The organism is Sphingobacterium sp. 1.A.5 (assembly GCF_002734235.1).
GTDB classification, from domain to species: Bacteria; Bacteroidota; Bacteroidia; order Sphingobacteriales; family Sphingobacteriaceae; genus Sphingobacterium; species Sphingobacterium daejeonense.
On the sequence record NZ_PEBA01000002.1, the window covers coordinates 154,329 to 175,941 of the forward strand.

General features: G+C 36.8%; 18 protein-coding genes, 1 tRNA gene and 1 pseudogene. 7 read left to right on the forward strand and 13 right to left on the reverse strand.

Going from position 1 to position 21,613, the window contains the following annotated elements; all coding sequences use genetic code 11:
- Positions 1-309 precede the first annotated feature (309 nt).
- Together yidC and CRT24_RS02440 are read right to left on the reverse strand one after the other, a co-directional pair.
- On the reverse strand, positions 310-2,133 hold the full coding sequence (gene yidC / locus CRT24_RS02435; RefSeq protein WP_099369669.1) for a membrane protein insertase YidC: 1,824 nt from the start codon (positions 2,131-2,133) through the stop codon (positions 310-312).
- Positions 2,134-2,169: 36 nt separating this feature from the next.
- A complete protein-coding gene (locus tag CRT24_RS02440; protein ID WP_099369670.1) occupies positions 2,170-3,780 on the reverse strand; it encodes a CTP synthase in 1,611 nt (536 codons plus the stop codon).
- A 260-nt stretch (positions 3,781-4,040) separates the two neighbouring features.
- Here CRT24_RS02440 and CRT24_RS02445 point away from each other — a divergent pair, with 260 nt between their 5' ends.
- The gene (locus tag CRT24_RS02445; protein WP_099369671.1) at positions 4,041-5,030 is read left to right on the forward strand and encodes an aldo/keto reductase; all 990 of its coding nucleotides are present in this window, start codon (positions 4,041-4,043) and stop codon (positions 5,028-5,030) included.
- A 74-nt stretch (positions 5,031-5,104) separates the two neighbouring features.
- On the opposite strand, the gene rplS is transcribed toward CRT24_RS02445, so the two are convergent.
- Positions 5,105-5,449, reverse strand: coding sequence for a 50S ribosomal protein L19 (gene rplS, locus CRT24_RS02450; protein WP_099369672.1), 345 nt, complete (start codon positions 5,447-5,449; stop codon positions 5,105-5,107).
- A gap of 307 nt (positions 5,450-5,756) precedes the next feature.
- Between rplS and CRT24_RS02455 the strand changes: the two genes are divergently transcribed.
- A tRNA-Pro gene (locus tag CRT24_RS02455) sits at positions 5,757-5,830 on the forward strand.
- 133 nt (positions 5,831-5,963) lie between these two features.
- Here the strand turns inward: CRT24_RS02455 and CRT24_RS02460 are convergent.
- The gene (locus tag CRT24_RS02460) at positions 5,964-6,803 is read right to left on the reverse strand and encodes a tyrosine-type recombinase/integrase (RefSeq protein WP_099369673.1); all 840 of its coding nucleotides are present in this window, start codon (positions 6,801-6,803) and stop codon (positions 5,964-5,966) included.
- A 365-nt stretch (positions 6,804-7,168) separates the two neighbouring features.
- Between CRT24_RS02460 and CRT24_RS02465 the strand changes: the two genes are divergently transcribed.
- Together CRT24_RS02465 and CRT24_RS02470 are read left to right on the forward strand one after the other, a co-directional pair.
- Positions 7,169-8,542 carry a hypothetical protein gene (locus CRT24_RS02465; protein ID WP_099369674.1) on the forward strand — a complete coding sequence of 458 codons (1,374 nt, stop codon included), beginning with the start codon at positions 7,169-7,171 and terminating at the stop codon, positions 8,540-8,542.
- A 186-nt stretch (positions 8,543-8,728) separates the two neighbouring features.
- Positions 8,729-11,743 (forward strand): DEAD/DEAH box helicase, encoded by a 3,015-nt coding sequence (locus CRT24_RS02470; protein ID WP_099369675.1) that lies wholly within the window; start codon positions 8,729-8,731, stop codon positions 11,741-11,743.
- 198 nt (positions 11,744-11,941) lie between these two features.
- Here the strand turns inward: CRT24_RS02470 and CRT24_RS02475 are convergent, their stop codons facing one another.
- The 4 genes from CRT24_RS02475 to CRT24_RS02490 are packed head-to-tail and all read right to left on the reverse strand — an operon-like array spanning position 11,942 to position 14,276.
- On the reverse strand, positions 11,942-12,616 hold the full coding sequence (locus tag CRT24_RS02475; protein WP_099369676.1) for a hypothetical protein: 675 nt from the start codon (positions 12,614-12,616) through the stop codon (positions 11,942-11,944).
- Between the two features lie 4 nt (positions 12,617-12,620).
- A complete protein-coding gene (locus CRT24_RS02480; protein WP_099369677.1) occupies positions 12,621-13,532 on the reverse strand; it encodes a relaxase/mobilization nuclease domain-containing protein in 912 nt (303 codons plus the stop codon).
- Positions 13,513-13,899 (reverse strand): MobC family plasmid mobilization relaxosome protein, encoded by a 387-nt coding sequence (locus CRT24_RS02485; RefSeq protein WP_257213945.1) that lies wholly within the window; start codon positions 13,897-13,899, stop codon positions 13,513-13,515. Before CRT24_RS02485 ends, CRT24_RS02480 begins: the two co-directional genes overlap by 20 nt.
- 47 nt (positions 13,900-13,946) lie before the next feature.
- Positions 13,947-14,276: a helix-turn-helix domain-containing protein gene (locus CRT24_RS02490; RefSeq protein WP_099369678.1), complete on the reverse strand. Its 330-nt coding sequence runs from the start codon at positions 14,274-14,276 to the stop codon at positions 13,947-13,949.
- 958 nt (positions 14,277-15,234) lie between these two features.
- Between CRT24_RS02490 and CRT24_RS02495 the strand changes: the two genes are divergently transcribed.
- A complete protein-coding gene (locus CRT24_RS02495) occupies positions 15,235-15,423 on the forward strand; it encodes a hypothetical protein (RefSeq protein WP_099369679.1) in 189 nt (62 codons plus the stop codon).
- Positions 15,424-15,448: 25 nt separating this feature from the next.
- Positions 15,449-16,243: a DNA topoisomerase IB gene (locus CRT24_RS02500; protein ID WP_171017554.1), complete on the forward strand. Its 795-nt coding sequence runs from the start codon at positions 15,449-15,451 to the stop codon at positions 16,241-16,243.
- A 69-nt stretch (positions 16,244-16,312) separates the two neighbouring features.
- On the opposite strand, the gene CRT24_RS02505 is transcribed toward CRT24_RS02500, so the two are convergent.
- On the reverse strand, positions 16,313-16,591 hold the full coding sequence (locus CRT24_RS02505) for a hypothetical protein (RefSeq protein WP_099369681.1): 279 nt from the start codon (positions 16,589-16,591) through the stop codon (positions 16,313-16,315).
- A gap of 286 nt (positions 16,592-16,877) precedes the next feature.
- Here CRT24_RS02505 and CRT24_RS21145 point away from each other — a divergent pair, with 286 nt between their 5' ends.
- The gene (locus tag CRT24_RS21145; RefSeq protein WP_257213947.1) at positions 16,878-17,012 is read left to right on the forward strand and encodes a hypothetical protein; all 135 of its coding nucleotides are present in this window, start codon (positions 16,878-16,880) and stop codon (positions 17,010-17,012) included.
- Between the two features lie 167 nt (positions 17,013-17,179).
- Here the strand turns inward: CRT24_RS21145 and CRT24_RS02510 are convergent, their stop codons facing one another.
- From CRT24_RS02510 to CRT24_RS21150, 4 genes and pseudogenes are all read right to left on the reverse strand, one after another.
- Positions 17,180-17,776 (reverse strand): DUF892 family protein, encoded by a 597-nt coding sequence (locus tag CRT24_RS02510; RefSeq protein ID WP_099369682.1) that lies wholly within the window; start codon positions 17,774-17,776, stop codon positions 17,180-17,182.
- A gap of 52 nt (positions 17,777-17,828) precedes the next feature.
- Positions 17,829-18,521: a KGG domain-containing protein gene (locus tag CRT24_RS20790; protein ID WP_180269046.1), complete on the reverse strand. Its 693-nt coding sequence runs from the start codon at positions 18,519-18,521 to the stop codon at positions 17,829-17,831.
- Positions 18,522-18,767: 246 nt separating this feature from the next.
- Positions 18,768-20,489 (reverse strand): FAD/NAD(P)-binding protein, encoded by a 1,722-nt coding sequence (locus CRT24_RS02525; RefSeq protein WP_099369685.1) that lies wholly within the window; start codon positions 20,487-20,489, stop codon positions 18,768-18,770.
- Between the two features lie 930 nt (positions 20,490-21,419).
- Positions 21,420-21,613 (reverse strand): annotated as a pseudogene (locus tag CRT24_RS21150) (transposase); the annotation flags it as partial.

Genomic DNA, 21,613 nt, shown 5'->3' on the forward strand with positions numbered 1-21,613 from the left:
GGGATATGAGATGTGAGATGTGAGATAGGTAGGGTTTTATAGATGTGAGAGGTGAGATATGAGATGTGAGATGTGAGATGTGAGATAGAAAGTTAATAAGAAAAAAGTTATTTTATATTAGCTATGATAGCTGATTAAAATATCGTCAGTTTTCTTTCTCAATACTCAAATCTCAAATCTAATCCATTATATGATCGATGATAGCTAATTAAATATTGTCGTTTTCTATCTCAATACTCATATCTCACATCTCATGTCTAGTCCAAAAAAAATCCCCGGTTTTTAAAGAACCGGGGATTTTTTTTGGACTTATTTTTTCTTATTCTGCTGTGCAGCTTGTTGTTGTCTCATCATTTCTTCCATTTTCTTTTGGAAAGAAGATTGTTTCTTTTCGCCTTGAGGTTTCTTTTTGTTAGCCTCGATGCTTGCAAGGATTTTGTCATCATTTACGAATTGACGGATAATCACTTGAGTTAAGAAGGTAAGAACTGCTGAAAGGAAATAGTAGTAGTTCAGACCTGCAGGGAAGCTATTCAAAACGAAGAAGAAAATCAATGGCATGATGTAACCAATATATTTCATTTGGTTGTTCACCGCTCCTGAAGTTGAATTGTTATACCATGTAGTTAACAAAGTAGTCAATGTCATCAGGATACACATAAATGAAATGTGGTCAACTCCAAAAATAGGAGCAAATGTTATTGGTGCATCATAAGTTGATAAATCTTTTACCCATAAAAAGCTCTCTCCACGTAATTCAAATAAGTTCGGGAAGAAGAAGAAGAATGCTAAGGTAAATGGCATTTGAAGTAATAATGGCAAACATCCACCAAGAGGATTTACACCAGCTTGTTTGTATAACTTCATTTGCTCTTGTTGCAATAACATAGGGTTGTCATCACCAACCTTAGCTTTGATTTCATCCAATTGAGGTTTTAACACACGCATTTTACCCATTGATTGGTAAGACTTGTATGTTAATGGGAACATCAATAATTTCAAGAATAAAGTAAGGATCAGGATAACGATACCATAGTTCATGTTGAATCCATCAAGGAAGTCAAAGATTGGAACAGTTATAAACTTGTTGATCCAGCCCATTGGTCCCCAACCCATGTTGATGATTTTGTCGAATCCGTTGCCTTCAGCTTTTAAGGTCTTATATTTATTGGGACCGAAGAAGAAACTAAAGCCATATTGTGCATCATTTTGCTGGTTGAAGGTCAATTCAGCATTTGCTCTGTAATTCTTTACAATACTGTCTTGTGTGATAAAAGTCACAGCCAATTCAGGGTTGTTGAATCCTTCTTTGCTTGTTAATACTGTTGAGAAGAAGTGTTGCTTGAAGGCAATCCAAGAAACTTTTTCTTCAATGGTTTCTTTTTCATCGCTAGATTCTGATAAGTGATCTACAGAACCATCAGCTTCTTTATAGAATATGGTTGATTTTTCGCGCTCAGATTTTGCATTGCGTTCTTTTTGTTTCAATGTTGTTTCCCAATTCAACAACATCTTTTTGGAACTAACATCAACTAAGTTACCGATACCCACAGTCTTAATATCAAACTGTACGTTGTAATTGTTGCCTGCTAAGGTATAGATATAGTCGATGTATTTATCAGGAGCATAGGAAAGACGCATAGTCAATGATTTTGCATCTTGTCCAGCCACTGTGAATTCTGCTCCCTGAGCTTGGAAGAACAAGTCATTGGTTTTTACAGCTTTTCCTGGGATATTGAATTCAAGTCCGAATTTATTGTCATCACCATCAAAAAGGACAAGTTTGGAACCGTCAAAATTCGTTTCGCCTTTAAGTTCGACAGATTTTACGCGACCACCTTTAGAACTAACATTAACTTTTAATAATTCGTTCTCGATTGTAACGATTTGCTCAGTACCTACTGAAGCCGCTCCAAATGGTTGAGCCAATAATACCGAATCAGCAACTTTTGGAGTTTCTTTGACAGCTTTAAGAGAATCGCTGATAGGAGCTAATCCATCTTTCGCTCTTTTAATAGAATCTTGTAATTGTTGTTCTTTTTTAATCTCATCTTGCGAGGGCTTCATCAACCAGAAGGATCCCGCCAAGATGGCAAAGATGAATACAAAACCTAGAATGTTATTTCTATCCATTGTTTATTTATTACTATATATTATATGGTCTTAAACCTACTTTGATTTCTTATGAGCCAAAGCAGCGGCTACAAAGCTAACAAAAAGTGGGTGAGGATTCACAACTGTTGATTTTAATTCTGGGTGAAATTGTCCTGCCACAAAGAAAGGATGGTCTTTTAACTCCACAATTTCAACCAATCCAGTGGTCGGATTGATACCTGAAGCTATCATTCCTGCTTTTTCGTAATCTTTTAGATACTCGTTGTTAAATTCATAACGGTGGCGGTGTCTTTCAGAAATTTTGCTCTTTCCATAGATAGAAAATGCTTTAGTTCCTTTCTTGATTTCACAATCATAAGCTCCTAAGCGCATGGTTCCACCCATGTTCTTGATCGTTTTTTGTTCTTCCATCAAGTTAATTACTGGATGAGGAGTTTTGTCGTCCATCTCGAAACTGTTTGCTCCTTTCAGACCCAATACATTACGTCCAAATTCAATCACAGAACATTGCATACCTAAACAGATACCAAAGAACGGAACCTTATTTTCGCGAACGAAACGAATTGTTTCTAATTTTCCTTCTAATCCGCGCTCACCAAATCCAGGTGCTACCAAAACGCCGTCCAATCCTTTTAATTTCTCTGCAACATTCTCTTGGTTCACACTTTCTGCAGCGATATATTTTACCTTTACTTTAGTTTCATTGGTTGCACCAGCATGAATAAATGCTTCTGCAATCGATTTATAAGCATCAGGCAATTCTACATATTTTCCTACTAATCCGATATTAACCTCGTCCGTAGGGTTTTTCAATTTCCCTAAGAATGATTTCCAGTTTTCTAAATCAGGTTCATTCTTAGTAGATAATTTAAGTTTTGCTAAAACAGTTTTGTCCAACTGCTCTCTCAACATATTCAAAGGAACATCATAGATCGTAGGCGCATCGATAGATTCTACTACTGCGTTGATGTTGACATTACAGAATAAAGCTAATTTTTTGCGGATATCATTGTTTAATTTGTGTTCTGTTCTACACACAAGGATATCTGGTTGCACACCATATTCCAATAAAGTTTTTACGGAGTGTTGAGTAGGTTTAGTTTTTAATTCACCTGCAGCGGCAAGATAAGGCACAAGTGTCAAGTGAATCACCAACGAGTCGTTATTGCCCAACTCCCAGCGTAACTGACGAACTGCTTCGATAAAAGGTAAAGATTCAATATCTCCTACAGTTCCACCCAATTCTGTGATGACGATATCGTATTCTCCTGATTGGCCCAGCAACAACATACGACGTTTGATTTCGTCCGTGATATGTGGAACAACTTGTACGGTTTTACCTAAGTACGCTCCTGCACGTTCTTGTTCAATTACATGGCTGTAGATACGGCCTGTTGTAACATTGTTTGCTTGGGAAGTCGGAACATTTAAGAATCGCTCATAATGACCTAAGTCAAGGTCGGTTTCAGCACCATCTTCTGTAACATAACATTCGCCATGTTCATATGGATTTAATGTTCCTGGATCAATATTGATGTACGGGTCAAATTTCTGGATGGTTACTTTTAAACCACGCGCTTGGAGAAGCTTGGCAAGGGAAGCTGCAATAATTCCTTTCCCTAACGACGAAGTTACGCCGCCCGTAACAAAGATATATTTAGTCATAACAATAATGGATTTCTAACTTAGATGCTCCTGAAAAAAGCATCGTTCATCTGCTCTATGTACGGGATACAAAGGTACGAAATTTTCTGAAATAAGGTTAAAAAAAATAGTTCTAGGGCATTTTGCAGCTTAAAGGAACTATAGTCAATTACTTGAGACTTTTTTTAGCGATTATTTTACTTTGTACAGATGTCCTTGAACCTAGAATTCTCTTAACTTTATCATAAAAATGAATATACTTTATTTTAAAAATTGAATATATGGAATATAGAAGAATGGGGAAAAGTGGTCTCCAATTAAGTGCTCTGTCTTTTGGATCTTGGGTTACTTTTGCTAGACAAACTGATGATAATACCAACGAACGGTTAATGGCTCAGGCGTATGATGCTGGAGTGAATTTCTTTGATAATGCTGAGGTTTATTCTGCTGGATTATCAGAAGAAATGATGGGACGGGTGCTGAAGAAATTAAATTGGGATAGATCATCTTTTGTATTGTCGAGCAAGGCCTTTTTTGGGTGGAAAGGTGAGGGGAAGAAGCCAAATCAACATGGCTTGAGCAGAAAGCACTTGATGGAAGCATGCCATGAAGCATTAGAAAGATTACAGGTAGAGTATTTGGATTTGTATTATTGCCATCGTCCCGATAAAAATGTTCCAATCGAAGAAGTTGTCCGGACAATGAACACTTTGATTCAACAAGGAAAGATATTTTATTGGGGAACTTCAGAATGGTCTGCTGCGGAGATTGTAGAGGCTCATATGATTGCGCGAGAATTTGGATTGGAAGGTCCTGCTGTGGAACAGCCCGAATACAACCTCTTCAATAGAAGAAAAATAGAGGTAGATTATGCTCCCATTTTCAAGAATATAGGGATGGGTACTACTATTTGGAGCCCATTGGCGTCAGGGTTGTTGACTGGAAAATATAATGATGGGATTCCAGAAGGTTCAAGGATGACTTTAGAGGGCTATGAATGGCTTCGTGACAAATCTGTAGTTGATGACAAATTAAATCGTGTAAAGGCTTTAGGTGAGTTTGCAAATGAATTAGGCGTAACATTACCTACCCTTAGCATTGCATGGTGTATTAGCAATCCAAATGTGACGACTGCTATATTGGGAGCAACAAAAGAAAGTCAACTTACTGAAAACCTTAAAGCATTGGATGTTCTTCCTTTGTTGACGGAAGATGTTAAGCAAAGGATAGATTCCATTATGGGTACTAGTCCGGTTGTTATCCAAAACTAGCTGGCGTATAGAAACAATAAATAAGGGCTTCGCGCATTGCCAAGCCCTTAAATATAATTTTTTGAGTTACTCGATTATCTTTTTGATTTGATACGAGCAGCTTTTCCGGTAAGACCACGTAAATAAAATAATTTAGCGCGACGTACTTTACCAATGCTGTTAACTTCTATTTTCTCAATGTTTGGAGAGTTTACAGGAAAAATACGCTCTACACCAATACCGTTAGAGATTTTACGAACGGTAAAAGTAGCATTAGCTCCTTCGCTGTTTAATTGAATTACCACACCTTGGTACACCTGTACACGCTCTTTATTTCCTTCGCGAATTTTATAATGAACGCTGATGGTATCTCCGGCTTTGAAAGCGGGAATTTCATTTTTTACTACCGCTTGTTCTTCTACAAATTTTACTAAATCCATGATTCTGAGTAATTAATAACGATATTTAACCTGTAAAAATCGGAATGCAATATTACAGCTTTATTTTGATATTTGAAAATACTTTTTTAAAAATATTCTAGATTTTCTAGAATGCCTGCAAAAGTAATCAAATTCTCTTCGATTTCCATAGGATTGAATCAATAAAGTCCAAATAATTGAAAATAATATTTGTCACAAAAAATAATCCTCATAAAATGAGTGGATTAGGAAATTTTATTAAAAAATCCTTGACATAATTAATTTTCGCCGTATATTTGTGCCACACAAAACAAAGGTGATACCTTTTCGGGGTGTAGCGTAGCCCGGTATCGCGCCACATTTGGGATGTGGAGGTCGTAGGTTCGAATCCTGCCACCCCGACAAAAGCCACTGATTTTCAGTGGCTTTTTCTGTTTTCGGACATATTTCGGACAAAAATCACTTATTTTTCAACTTAATATTAAGATAGGTAAGTCTAGATTAGGGTAGTCTCATATAGTGTTTATCTTAGAAATTATAAAAAATCTAGTGGGCTTGGGGTCTTTTTCTTATCAATATCTGTGATATGTGTGTAGATCATGGTAGTCTTGATATTCTCATGACCTAGTAATTCCTGAACAATTCGAATATCAATACCGGACTGAATTAAATGTGTAGCATACGAATGTCGTAACGTATGGACTGTACCTTCGGTTTTGATCTTAGCCATTGATAATGATTTTTTTAAAATAAGCTGAACACTTCTTTCACTATATCGATTTCCTCTTTCTCCTTCAAAAAGATAGTCGCTAGGTTTATAAATTAGATAATATTCGCGTAAAATATCTAGCAACTTATCAGGTAATGAAACAATTCGGTCTTTGTTTCCTTTGCTTTGGTTGATACGTATCATCTTATCAGATGATCGGATATCTTTTATGTTGAGGTTTAGTAACTCACTAAGGCGTAGTCCGCAGCTATATATAGTTGTTAATATGGCCTTATGTTTAATGTTTTCCGTATTATCTAATAGTAGTCTGATCTCTTCTTTGGAAAAGAATTTTGGCAGTTTGTTTAAATGTCTTTTAGGGTATAAGTAATCAAGTTTAATTTTTTCATTCAGTATCAATTCATAAATTTTCTTAATAGCTCCAACTAAACCTTTTTGATAGGAAATACTGATTTTTTCTTTTTGAACTTTTTCATTTATAAAGGATTCTATAATAGTAATTGGTATAGATTCTAAAGAGGGATAATTATCAACATATTTGAGAAATAAACGGGCATAATCTTTATATGCTTTAACTGTATTGTGAGCATATCTTTGCGTAGTCAGCTTTTTTTCAAATGTTTTCAGTATAGTTTCGTTATCCATATAGAGATAACGATTTATTCATATCAATTGTTTCGCTTTACGGTATTTAATGTTGTGTCAATATGTTAAAATATAGTCTGTTATATCGTCTTTGGGTCTGTAAGGCGAAGTGCGTCTATAGAGGCGGATTGGCGAAATTTTTGTATATTAGCTTCGCTAAAGAATATGTTGTTAGCAATCCGCTGCGCTCCTTGCTAACAATGGCTCGGCGACTTACGTCGCTTGCCGTAAGCCGCCGCTTCGCGGACTGCTTACAACAAGCGACTTGGCTAAATAGCTCCGCTTTTGTATCTTCGATACAGCTTCGCTACTTCGCCAAGTCGCCGAGTCATTAGTGGCAACCTTAAGTTGACAGAAAACAATCAATGAAACTCAAAAATTTAAATTTTGAACAATGGCAAAAAAATCATACGCCTGACCATAACGACAAATGGTGTAGGGAGCTATACCCTTTCAATGTTTTTAAAAACATCAACTTTGACAATGACTTAATTGATAAAGAGCAACAAATTGATTTTAGTGGCATTTCTTACTTTGTAACAATAACCAAAATTGAATTACAGGAAAACGGACGCTTCAGAACAACGTTTGACATTGCTACATTTCCAAAATCAAAAATACAAGAATGGAAACAAAGAAAGTGGAATACGACTTTTCAAATAGTTTATACACCCAATAATGAGTTTATTACGATATTTTCTAAAAAGGAAGACCCTTCTAAAGATTATGTCGTTCGATTTATGAAAGGCAATTTTCAAAAAATTAATAATGAAAGATCAATCCCGGTTTCTGCACTTTTAATAAGGACGTTAATACTTCACATAGCAGAGGAAACATATTTGAACGGAAAACACAACGAAGAATTTATATTTACAAAAGAAGGCATTATTGATATTCCTGAACACCCACAATTTCCAAGAAAAAAGATAAACTATTATTCTCCAATATATAGCGTAGGTAGAGAATTATGGATATGTTATTCTTTTACAGAAGAAAAAGCACACAGAGTAGCCTTTTACAACGCAAATCAATGTCATAACTTGATTGTTGTTTATTGCAATCCTACTTATACCAAATATCAAAGATGTCAATACCAAAATACACAAGTTATATCGATTTATGAGTTTTCTGAAAAACAATCTTCTGAAATAAGGAATAAATATGAGGGACAAATTCGGTTTCTTCAAAATCACCTAAATAAATCAGAAGATATTGATTATAATAAATTATTGGCGGAAATAAACAATCCTACACAAAATGAATACGAAATAAAAAAATCTGATTTAATGGAAGCATATGGCATTTTAAAAATACATCCTAATGATAATGATGACCTTTTTCATTCATTGTGTTGCTTCAATTTAATAAATGCATTTTTAAGCAGAAAACTAGACAGTAAAATAAGCGGTAAAGAAAAACAAAAGTTTAAGGATATGTATTTTTTTAAAACTTACCTATCTCAATTGATAACTGACAGAATTGAGAATGACAATTTTTCTGCTCCAATATTTATCACAAAAAATTTGATAATTATAGAATTATATAAATTTCAATTTAGTTTTCATAGTATTCCATTGAATAATACATTGAAAGAGTATAGAAAAAGCAATTTAAATAAGGAGATTATATGGTCTGGGAAAAGACTTCAACCTATTGCTCCTTTATTGCTACATTATTCGAGGATTTTAAGAAATAAAAAAGGCAGCCACCAACATCGTATTGGCGAAATGGCGGTTTAAGGGAGAAATTGAAAGTTTCTCCTTTTTTAGTCGCAACAGCCTTTTATATTTCCTTTTTTCATAAATTTAGAAAATAATAAAAGGCTGTTGTTTAGCTTAGTGCAAGATTGAAAGTTTTGGCTTTCTAATCCGCCACTATCGCCAATACGCGGCTCGTTATACGACATTCTTTCACAAACTGTAACCATGGCCAAGAAAATAATCAAGTCTTTGTTATCTTTAAATATTTGGGATCATCAAAAAGACGCTATTACAAATATTTCAGAATATCTTAAATCAAAATCTGAAAAATCATATTTAGTAAAGATGCCAACAGGTACAGGAAAAACAGGTGTTTTTGCTACATTAACTCGAATTGTATATCCTAAAAAAAATTATATAATTGTAACACCCAGTACGTCGTTACGAGATCAAATAATTGCAGAATTAAAAGATAGGTTTTGGAATAAAATCGGATATGATTTAACTAAACTACAAAATCAGATTATTGAAGACTTACTTCCTAGTACCTTTGTTGATACATATGAAAAAATCAAAAATGATAAATTCATTATAGTAACTACAATTCAAGCACTTCAATCTATTTCAACTAATAAAAAAATTGAAAATGAATTTAATGAATTTAAAAAACTACCGAATTGTATAATATTTGATGAGGGACATAAAGAGCCAGCTTATACTTGGGGAGAAACTATTAGATCTTTTAAAATTCCTACAATATTATTTTCAGCAACTCCATATAGGAATGACTATAAGATTTTTAACATTGACAAAAATAATTTTTTTGCATTAGAACATAAATATAGTGTTTCTCAAAACTTTTTGAGAAATTTAGAAATCAAGAGTTTAAATCCAAACCCATATAATACTTCAACTTTTCTAAATGATTTATTATCAGAAGTTAATAAACTTGAACCAGTTCTTGTAAAACAGGGTATTAATAATCCTAAAATAATAATTCGTTGTGAAAATGTCGAGGACATTAAAAGGATGGTTATATCTTTAAAAAAACTAAAAAAAAGAGTACTTGGAATACATGAAAATCTACCCAAAGGAGCAAATTACTCAAAGCAGATCCCTCCTCATAGTGAGCAATCAAAATATGATTTTTACATTCATCAATATAAACTTATAGAAGGTATTGATAACCCAGATTTTTGCATTGTCGCAATATATTCGGATTTTAAAAGCACCCGTCTTCTTATTCAACAGATAGGAAGAGTTCTCCGCAATCCTCAAAAGTTAAAGGACCAAATTGCATATCTATTTTGTAGAAATGTAAAATCACTAAATGATGAATGGACAAAATATCTAAAATATGATTCTCTACTAACAGAAAAGAAAAAGCTATTCGATGTTACAGATATTTTAAAAGTTAACAAAGAGGTAGAAACTTTATATTTTTCTGGTACTTTCAGAGAATTAGTTGATGTTACCAATATAAATCTTAAAGAAAGTATACTGTTTCAGAAAAAAATAAACGCTTATATACATGATGGCACAGTAGATTTTGAAGAATTATGTAGTTATTTATTTGAAGAATGGGAAAGTAGAGATTATCACATATTAAAACATCAAAGTATTGATTCAGATACATTACTTGTTTTGTATATCAAATATGAAAACTCACCACTAGTTAAAAATGGAGTTTTCATTGAACAAACTTTAGCTCTTACTTTTTTAAAGATCAAAGGTAATTACATCTACTTTTACGATAGTATACAAAGTTCTCCAATGCGACAATTAGATAATTTAAAACCTTTGAATAGAGAATACTTAATTAAGTTATTTAAAGATAAAAGAGCCGTTAACAAAATATTCTTAATGAATACAGATATTGGTTCAAATAATATTAGAAACAAAGAATTACAAGCTGGAGCAATCGAATATACTGCACCAGGACTATCTGATTATTCATACTTCCCTGCTCGAATTGAAGGTAGTATATCCGATTCCCAAGGAAACTATGCAAAAAGATATGTTGGATTTCAAAATGGTAGGATCACAGATTTTACAAATGCAAGAATAGAATATGACGAATTTATAGAATGGATAAATGGCATACATCAAGAAATTAATACAAATACAACAAATAATAAAATTAACTCTTTCATGGGGAGATTTTCGGAAAAAGTAGACGCTCCATTAAATCCAACCCCTACCTCTATTTTGCTAGATATTGATGATGAAATAATTTATAGATACGGTTATGAAGATAGTAAAAAGGATGTAGTTATTGAAGACTATTGTGCGTTAATTACTAATAATGAATTTGTGGTTGAAATAAATAATGAAGAATTTGCTTTTACTATAGTTTACGATTCAAACTTAGAAAGATTCTATCTAAGTTGTACTGATATAAATGACAAAATTCAACCACTAAATCCAAATGAACAAAACTTATTATCTTACATTAACAATAACCAATGCTTTAGATTAGTTTTAGAGGGTAATAAATATATCTATGCTCATAAAAATTTCTTTACGCCTAGTTTAAATATAAATAGTAAAAAACAAAATCTAGATATAAACCAACTTTTTAATCCATATAGTTGTATTTCAACAATTAGGAGTGAAAAAGGACATAGCAAGTTAAAAATCAGTAATAACTTATGGAATAAGAATACTTTGTTTGGTTTAATAGCTAGACAGGCAAAAGGTTATGATAAAAAGCTAGAAAGCGAGTTTAATTTTGATTACTTACTTTGTGATGATTTAGGCAGTGAAATTGGAGATTTCATTGGCTTAGATATTAAAAACAAAAGAGTTGTATTCATTCACGCGAAAGCAAAAAAGTCAAAATTATCTGCATCTAATTTCACTGAGGTATGTGGGCAAGCAACCAAAAATTTGGACTTTTTAACTCCATATTATCAAAGAGTTCCAAAACAAAATATTGATAAATGGAAAAATCCATGGTCGCTAAAAAATGTTGGGCAGATAAATAATCGCGTTATTACTAATAATGCAACTCCTCAACAATTTTGGAATCTTTACATGAAACTAATTTCAGATCCTACAACAAGTAGAGAAGTATGGTTAATGGTTGGAAATATGTTTGACATAAACACATTTAAAAAAGAATTAAATAAAAAAGATATTTCTAAAGTTAAATCAGAGGCTATACAATTAATATATTTAATTAGATCTACATGGAATAGTGTATCTCAAGTTGGTGCAAAACTGAAAATATACTGCTAAAAGAACGTCGTATAACATCGTATTGGCGAAATGGCGGTTTAAGGGTGAAATTGAAAGTTTCTCCTTTTTTTGTCGCAACAGCCTTTTATATTTCCTTTTTTTATAAATTTAGAAAATAATAAAAGGCTGTTGCTTTACTTAGTGCAAAATTGAAAGTTTAGGCTTTCTAATCCGCCACTATCGCCAATACACGGCCCGTTATTCAGAATTGTTTAAGTTCTTAATCTCCCGACGTTTTCGGTCTATGCTGTTTAATAATTTATTTTCCTCTTCTCTTTTAATTACTAGATCATGGAATTTATTGGGATCAAGTGTGTATGTGGAGTCAATATGCGATGTAATATTTGGTAACTCCAATTCCATCATACGGTAGCGCATTTCGTATGACTTTCTATCATCCAGTTGTCTACTTTTTTCGTATAGTGTGCCTATGCCCAATGAAATAATGACCGACAATACTATCATGATAATAATGACAGGCGTGGATTTCAGGTCAATCCCATAATGATGTTTTACATTGACCCGATTAGGAATTTCAGCGAGCTTTAAAACAATTTCTTTTTGCTTATCAACCAATTTATTTAGATTCTGTCCTGTCACATCTGCAATCTGGATTGCTAGATTCTGCAATGAACCGTAATCGTTGACTATTTTAGATAAGATTTCATTTTCGCTCTTCATGAAAATCTGTATTTGGCGTAATAGTTCTTGATCCTTTGTCCGTATCTCATGAAGATCCTTCATGTTTTTCTCGTTATCAGAAAGCAGGGATACTACTGTCGGCATGATCCGTACGATGTCCTGCGTGATCAGTTCTGTGTTTTCCTCTAAAGTGTTTACCTTTTGCTGTAAGTTTTCTAATTCTGTGCGCATATTCTTAACGTTTTAACCTGTAATTTTCTTTCTTTTTTCTCTTCTTGATAAATGGATCTTCCTGCTCCGGTGCAATTTCAGGGATCGAAAATAAAGCGGATGCTAAGTAACCGATAGTTCCCCCAATATTGGTATCTATAGACTGACCTCTCGAAACATTGCTTTCCATCCGATGGGTTTGTTCCATAGCGTTATCGATTCCATTTAAAGCTCTGTCGATCTGTCCATAGCTCAATGAGCGGTCAATGGCTGATCCCTGAAATGTCTGTCCATTTTTGCTGAATGAAATTCCCTGAACCTCATCCGTCCCCGATCTGTATTTAAACTGTATTTCCACACCTCTGTAGCGGATATAGTTCCGTAGTTCCGACCAGTTCCTGCTGTTACGGATACCCGCCTTCACGGTATCGTAAATCTGGTATCTTGTCCTGTCATATCCTTTGAGCCTCCCTCTGTTAACGTTCTGCTTGCCCTCGGACTGCTTGAAGCCATACAGTGCATTGAGTTCCTTGCAGGCCTTAAAACTCTTATATCGCTGATTGCTGTTGGATATGGTCTTGCCATAATCGTCCACCCGGTTATAGATGATGTGGATATGATCATGTTTGCGGTCGTGATGTCTGACCATCAGACACTGCGTATCCCTGATCCCCATTTTGGCGAGGTAGCGTTTAGCAGATGATACCATGATATCGTTGTTCAGCATATCCTTATCTGCCGTATTCCACGATAGTATAATGTGTCCGACGGCTTTGCCCAATCTGGGGTTCAGCATCCGTTGAAAATTAAAGTCCTGTACAATGGTCTTTGCCGAATCCGTCCGCAATCCCACTGTATTAATAATCTCACTGTCTTTCTTTAGCACGTACCCAACGCATCCGCCAAACGACCGTCCCTCAATTATCTTCGCTATCATGGTGCAATAGTTTATCGATACAGTGGTTGATATGGCTGATCGTATTCCGGCATTCCTGTGCCACTTCAAACAGTCCTGTCTGGTGTGCCTTTTTAGTCAGTTGGTTGAGGTTGTTCGAAGCCCCCGTGATTGCCCTGAACGCTTTGATCTGTTCCTCGGTAAATCTTGGAACGATCTTTCGCATAATGGCACTTCTGCGCACCCATTCCGATTTGCTCATGCCTGCGGTTTCTGCATTCTGCAGAACCTTTTTATGTTCCGTTTCATCGAAACGGACATTGATCCTAAACCGCTTTTTATTTTCCAGTGCGGGTCTACCGCCTTTGTTCTTGGTGTCTGTCATGATGTTCTTTTTCGCTGCGACCATCGGGAGCTTATCGGTTTTGGGGTCACCAAAACACAACCTTGCTCCTTTTACCTTCGATCAATTTCCTGGGATAAACCACGACCTGAAGAGGTCTTTCTGTTGTAACCTTCCATGGATTCCAATACCTCCCTTTTTCTGAAATATACCCGCTTACCCATACGCATATAGGGGATGCGTCCATTTTTCATCCATTCGGTCAGGCTGACAAGTGAAATATCGAGTTCGTCCGCCATCTCCCTCTTGGTCAGGAGCCTTTCGGGCAATCCGTTTCTTTCAGTGTCAGAAAAGCCCCTTATCTTTGAAATAAAAGGCTGGAGTTCTTCCCTTATCGCATCCTTGATACATTCCCTAAGGGCTTTTTGATCAAATTGAATCATACTTTGTTCATGTTTGCACGTTTAACGGTCCGAAGTCGTGGCCACTTTCTTCGAGTGAATTAACATGGACAAATTTGGGAATTGAAGAAATTAAAAATCCCCATGAACCTAAAGTGTATGGGGATTTTTAATTATGGATCTCAGAGGTAATTTTGCTGAGACAGCCATTAACTGTTGTGTTCGATCAACTTTTCTCAGAGATAGATATATGTTAGGTCCAACCCGGTTCATTTACCAGCTCTAGGTTTCGATTTGATCAGTCTCTTTCTGGTCTTTATCTATTGCTCATTTAAATTGATTTTAGTTAGCTGTTAAATATTGTCAGATATTATCCTGCCTCATTCGACGATTACGTTAATACCTGCCATGTTCGCCTTGTACCTGATCTTTTCGATCAGGCCATAGTAACCCCAGTTGCGCAACAGGAATCTGTCCTCTTTAGCGGCCTCTTCTTTATTGGATTGATTACGAACTTAAATTCAAAAGCCGAGTAATATATATCTGGTAAATAGGTTCTCTTAAATGCCAGCCATTTAGGTTGGCATTTAAATTTACAGAACGATACTATCTTAAGAGCCATAGCGCGGAATCTTCATATACCCAAAAAAGGCCTGACAATAGAAGAAAATTAGCGCCTAAAGCGAGTTCCCATTTCTAACATTCAGAAATATCATTTAAAACTGAAATTCTCAATGGGAATTGATTTCCGACCCTTTCTGATCATCATGTCTGATAAAAAAAGTTAAATACCCCATGAAAGTTGTATCGACATTCACGGGCAGAGAATTGATCTTAAACCTGAAAATACATCAGGAATCCGCAAAATGAAAGGCACAGGTGCTAAAAATTAATGGTGGTGCCTCATCTATAGCGTGATTTATATCCTTAAATCATACATGCTTAAAACAATATACCCAGGAAACAGATTAATGGAATAGGAATAATTCAATGATATTGTATGGAAACAAAGAAACCTTTTAAATATGTAAACAGCAATTCAAAGGGATTCTCCAGGATCCACAAAGGTGAGGTATTTGAATACCACGACAAAAAAAAGGTGAGGATCGTGGATCCAGCGGTCCTATCTCGGATCCATTCCCTTGTGATCCCTCCAAATTGGACCGACGTATGGATCTGTCCACCATAAAAATGGTCATATCCAGGCTACGGGCTTGGACAATAGGCAGCGAAAGCAATATATCTACCATCCGCTCTGGACAGCTTTTCAGGACCGGGATAAATTCAGCAGATTATATCTGTTCGGAAAGAGCCTGCCAGTCTTGAAAAAACAGTTGGAAAAGGATATCAAAAGGGACCTGTGTGACCAGAGATATGTCTGTGCACTGGCCATCATGATCATCCAGCACACCTCCATACGCCCAGGGAATACCATCTATAGAAATTCCAATGGTTCCTTTGGTCTTACCACGCTCCAGAATAGACATGTTAAATTACATCAAGGAAAGGTAATATTGAGATATAGGGGCAAGAAGGGCGTAAAGCAGGAGAAAACATTTAGGAACAAAAGGCTGTATGATAAGGTTGAAAAGATATTGCAACACTCTGGAAACCAGTTCCTCCAATACCTGGATGAAAGGAATATAAAAAGGGCCATAAAGCCATGCCATCTGAACAGCTATCTTTCTGAAATATATGGCGGGGAGGTGACCATTAAAACCATTAGAACGTGGAATGCATGTTTTTTGGCTCTGTTACATCTTTTGGAAACCTTTCCTGAAAACACCAAGAACAGGAACAAAAGTTGCAGGGAGCTTGTCAGTTATGTCGCGCACGTTTTGGGAAACACGCCATCGGTGGCACGAAAGAACTACATCTGTCCCGTTATCTTAAAAAAGTTCGCAGAGGGCGGTCTTGACGGCTGGATGAGGAGGTATGCAAACATTGCAAACAGGGATAAGGATACCATTGTCCAAAAAAAGCTCCTGATGCTATTGAAAGAGTGTTAGATAGACCATCTTTCTTTTTATCCTGAAAATCTGGGGAATTTGCTAAGGTGGAAAAACTTGCGTCACCGATCAAACGAACCTGAGACCATGGTTTATTCCGTGATCTAGGGCCTCTTCGTACATATTCCAATAAACTGTGGAGCTAAGGGGGGGATGGTGATAATAGATTGATGAAGGTTCAAAAACCTGATAGGAAAACCTAAAGTCCCCCTCATCAACCTCCCGGAGCGTTACCAATACGATCACATCCTTATTTCTAAGCCACCTTTGGATATCTGTCGGGTCGGGATATCCGTCAAAACCTTTTTCTTTCGCATATTCAAGGATGTTCATATTATTGCTTTCCATAGGGTGGTGGTGTAGATTTAGTGACCTTTAATACTAAAATATATAAATTCCATCCTTCGGAGAGAATTCTGGGGGAAATTGGATGATTTGATCAAAAAATTGTAGACAAGGAGCTACGGCCTATCGATTCTAGCCATTGTTGAGGACAAGATTTACAAAAGTAGGTGATCTTTTTTCCATGAAAAAAGTCGATTATAAAATATTTCAAGAAAATCCCTTAAAAAAATATAAAGTTGAACGGTCTTTGAAATAATATCTAAAAATAAATCAACTAAGGGAACTATTTATGGAAAATTTTAAAACAGCAGAAGAACTTGGTCTGGAAAAGGGATATTATCTATTACTGTTAGCTATCTTGGAAGAGAATGGTCAAGAGCATGGTTCTAAGGAAGATAGATGGAGTGGAAACATTCCCGGTTAATTAAATCTTTTGAGAATGTCGCCCTTCGAATTGCAGAAAGTTTGTTGGCTCTTATTTCTGAGTAGAGGGAGAGCCGTATAATTCGAAAAAACCCAAAGAATGAAAAACGTCCATAAAAATGGACGTTTTGTGATATTAGAGACTATGGATATGTTCCAAATGTACGCTTAATCCTCTTTTTCAGCTTCTGGATTTATATGGTTCTCTGCAATAAATGTCAGATCCTGATCTGTTTCTTCTTCTTCTTCAAGCGTTCTTTCCAAAAGATCCGCAATCTTATCAAATCCCAGGGTAATTGCCAATTGGGCAAGCCCTCCATAGGTAGCGATCTCATAGTGCTCGACTTTTTGGGCCGCAATGATAAGACCTACGTCCCTAGTGGCCGAACCCTCGGGGGTATTCTTGATGATCTCCCTTGCCTCTTCTAGGATACCTTCTATTGCCTTGCACTCCTTGGCTTCCGCCTTTTCCTCCAATATACCGAATATCTTGTTGAGCCTGCTGACGTGCTTCTTGGTCAACAGATGATGATCTTCAAAGGCATCTTTAAGCTCCTCTGAAGAGGCTGCACCTTCCATCTCCAGGAGAGCTTCAACCAATTTGTTTTCAGCATAGAGAACATCCTTTAGGCCAGAAAGAAAAAAAACATATAACTGAGAGCCCTTTTGAGGAGATTGCTCAGCTTTTTTATCAGTTTCGTTTATTTGATCGGTATCCTGGGTACCTGTGGTCTGCCCTTCTTTGAGCGATTCTTTTTTTGCCATAAGTATTTTTTTTTTCAGTGCCCTTAATAGGGCACCGAAAGGATGATATTAATTAAGAATTCCTTCTGCCCCCGATTCCCGATCGGCCGGATGAGCGTCCTCCACCGTGGGATGCCTTGCCTCCCATACGGGCGATACGCGTACGTTCAGCCTTGCTCATCGATGCAAATCCGCGTTTTGAGCCTGAACCAGAATTGTTAGAGGAAGAATCCATACTGGATGAGGAGTTCCCTGATCTCCCCCTGGAGCCCGAAGAACCTCTACCTGAACTGCTTGAGCTACTTCTTCCTGAATTTCCCGATCTTCCCCCGCCCGAGCTATTTGATCCACGGTTTGAGCTGCTGGATCCACGGTTCGAACTGCTGGATCCGCGGCGTGAACCACTTGAGCTCCGTCCCGAACTGGTTACTTTCCTTGAACCAGAGCTGGTTGAGGTAAACCTTCCATCGCTATCGCGGCGTCGGTTTGATGATCTTCCGCCCGAGGAGTCGTCATCATCCTCATCATCCTCCTCATCATAATCATCCTCATCCTCATCGTAATCGTAGTCTTCGTCCTCGTTATCATAATCCTCGTCCTCATAGTCATCATATTCCTCTTCGTCGAATTCATCATCATAATCTTCATCATTTGATGCGTCGCGGAATCCATGACTATACCCTAATTGGTAAATGTTTTCCAATGAATGTTCGTTATTGTCGGAAGATCCTCCTCTTGAGCTGTTGCCTGAATTATTTCTTTTCATGATAAATTACTTAAATTAAACTGCTTTGAAACAGTGGTTTATAATAATAATTAACGAAACACTCTCTAGAACCGGTTTCTTGAGATTGAACACGTGTAAATATAAAAGGTTCATAAATAGTGTAAATATTACAATATATTCTTAATCTGGGAGAATTGTCAATCTCCCCCAAAAAAGAGACTTTCCCTAAATTCCCTAAATTCCCTAAATTCACTAAATGGGCCCATTGGTCTGCTCTATAGTATTTCATTCCATTCCGTTAATCACCAACGTCCTGACAATTCTCTCAGCCGCCGTATCGCAAAAATCGAGTCCAGAAAAATCTGGATTTATTCCACTGATAAATGGCACTGCCATAATGAAGAGTGCCGGATCTGCTACCCCGAACCTGTCCAGGGCCTGAAAGTTATCATTTATGGCCAGTCCCGTCACCCTCATAAAATACTTGCCCATGTCATCCCTGTAGACATTCGCTGCACCTTCTTCAATAAGTTTTTTGGCATTTTCCTCTTCCTTGAAATATAGGAATCCGGAGGTGACCTTACCCTTCTTAAGTCCGTCAAAGGGAAGGTCGTTGAAGTGCATGGGCCTCTGCCCAATGGCATCTACAAAAATCTTATAGTTTTCTTCAAATCTGTTATCTTCGTCCTCGAAAGTAACCTTGCATCCGTTACCTGTTTCATTGGGAACGAACTCGCCTTTCTCACCAACGGCATATGTACGAAGCAGATCCTGTTCATACAGGGCAATGATTTCATGGTAGGAAGCTTGGGGGAGGGATGCGATCACAATTGAAATGAGCGGCATAAGCACTTTTTTGTGCCGGACCATATCTTCTGCACTGAAATGCTTTGCCGGATAGTTGACGGCATAGCTAAAGGCAGACAGAGCTTCCTTCCAACTTATCGACTGCTTACGCTTTATGGACTTTTCAGCTTCCTTAAATTCTGCCATAAATAGCTTTATGGCATCGATATCTTCCCGGAGTTGAAGCATTGTTTGGGTAAACTCCTCAATTTCAAGGCCTTTCACCGTAGCGTAGAAATCAGGGTCCCTCTGACTGAGGGGGATCAGGAAGTTCCTTTCAAATATATGGTCGAGGTCCACGAATCCTCCGTGTTCCGCTTTATATTCAATGATTTCGTCCCTATCCATCGTCCACCCACTTGAAAATGACTTATCCTCCGAATGGAACCTCAGTGCGGGCAGGAACCCTCTAATGGAAAACAGGTCGATCCGAAAACCGACGCTCTCTTCGCTCAATTCGAAATCATAACCACCCTGAGGTCTTTCCTTGAATTTTCCGTTTGCCCTGGCCAAAGTTTTTATGGCATCAACTGCCGTAAGTGAGGCCCCGCGGATCGCTACCGGAAAATCTGCTTTCAAGGACAGCTTGGATGGCGGATAGGGAGAATCGTACCATGACTTGGTCTTCCCTTCATTTTTACGGGGCCAGACGTGACCCGTGCACAAGATCACAGCGTGCGCCTCGATGATCCCTTGGGTTGTCACGATCCTATATGGTAATCCTCCATTCCCGGGAATAATGTCCTCCACACATGTGTTCAGACGTATATCTACGGAAATCCCCAAAGTCCTAGCCATTTCGATATAACTATGGAAAGAATGTTCCAGATAATCCCCCAATAATCTCCGGGGGATCACCTCAAAAGGATTTACTTTGTTTTCTTGAAAGAAAGAATCAAACCCCTTTGGCGGATATCTCTGAACGTATGATTCAAAATCCTCAGCAAGTAATGGAAGTTCATTTGCAGAAACATTTGCCAGGTGTTCCGTTCCCGCGCCCATTTTGCCGTAGGGCATACCCACCCCCAATCTGTCGAAACTTTCAAAAATGGTAAGCTTTTGAGGGGTGATTTTGCATTCAACAAGGTGCTTGACAATAAAAAGTGCTGCTGGGCCGCCTCCGACAATCGCAATATTTTCCTGTATCTTATTTGTGTCCATGGATTTATTATAAATTAATTTGATATTAGCCAACTGCTAATCTTAGCGTCCCATGATTAGGGCGACTAACCTTAAACATAAACGGTATGGAAAAGTTAGATGTAAATGCACTTTTAAATGGCGATATCCTCTATTTCAGATATTTCCTTTAAAAAGCACATATTCCCGTTAATATTTTGATATCAGCGTGTTATTTATATATTTATATAAATGTTGCGCCAAGCTGAACAATGACCAATGAACTAAATCTTTTGAAATATAAAAAACAGTAGGGAAAATGAAGTATGAGAGATTTTATACGGAGACTTAAGGAATACCTATGGGAGGCAGGATATGAAATAGATCATGAAGATAGGAGAATGAGATATTTTTTCTATTCCTATATCTTATTAACGGTACTTTTCATGCTTAGTATGTTATATATCTTACTTAAAAGGCCATGGTAAATTAATGGGGCCCTGGATCGGCGGCCCAGGACCCTATTAACCAAACAATTATTATCCTATAAATAAACTCATAATTATAAAGATAACATGACATAACTGATCATATTCACATTATTTAACTTTAATATTTAAAGATTTGGGAAGGTATTCGGGTTCAAACGGTAGGAAATATGAACTTGAAAATCATTATAAAATTATAGAAGTAAAATCAGTACTGTCCTAAATAAATATTTTGGCATAAAAAATCCTTCTCCATTCGTGTTCAATTGAAGAATTCGGTTAATTACTGGMAAGKTATCCTATSTGTGTTACTAAAWGAGCRYATATTGTCCTTTTTTATCRGGWGGTTTTCCTGAAATGAACGGATCATCAGCCCATTTCCAYAGATCAATTTTCACGAATATGTTCATCCTGATAAAGTTGACCAGATTCGAGAGGTTCCAATTGTATTTTGCCTTCTTCTGGATGTACTTAAAGAGCAGGATCCCGATAAGTGCAGTCCATATTTGGATGTACACTGCATTTTCAGATGTTCCCACAAAACTGGTTACCTTAAGCCGTTGTTTGAGGTGCTTGAAGAAGGTTTCAATCTCCCAACGTTCTTTATAGAGCGCTGCTACGGTGGCTGGTTTCCAGGAGAAATTATTGGTCAGGAACTCGTATTCCACGTTTTTGGTG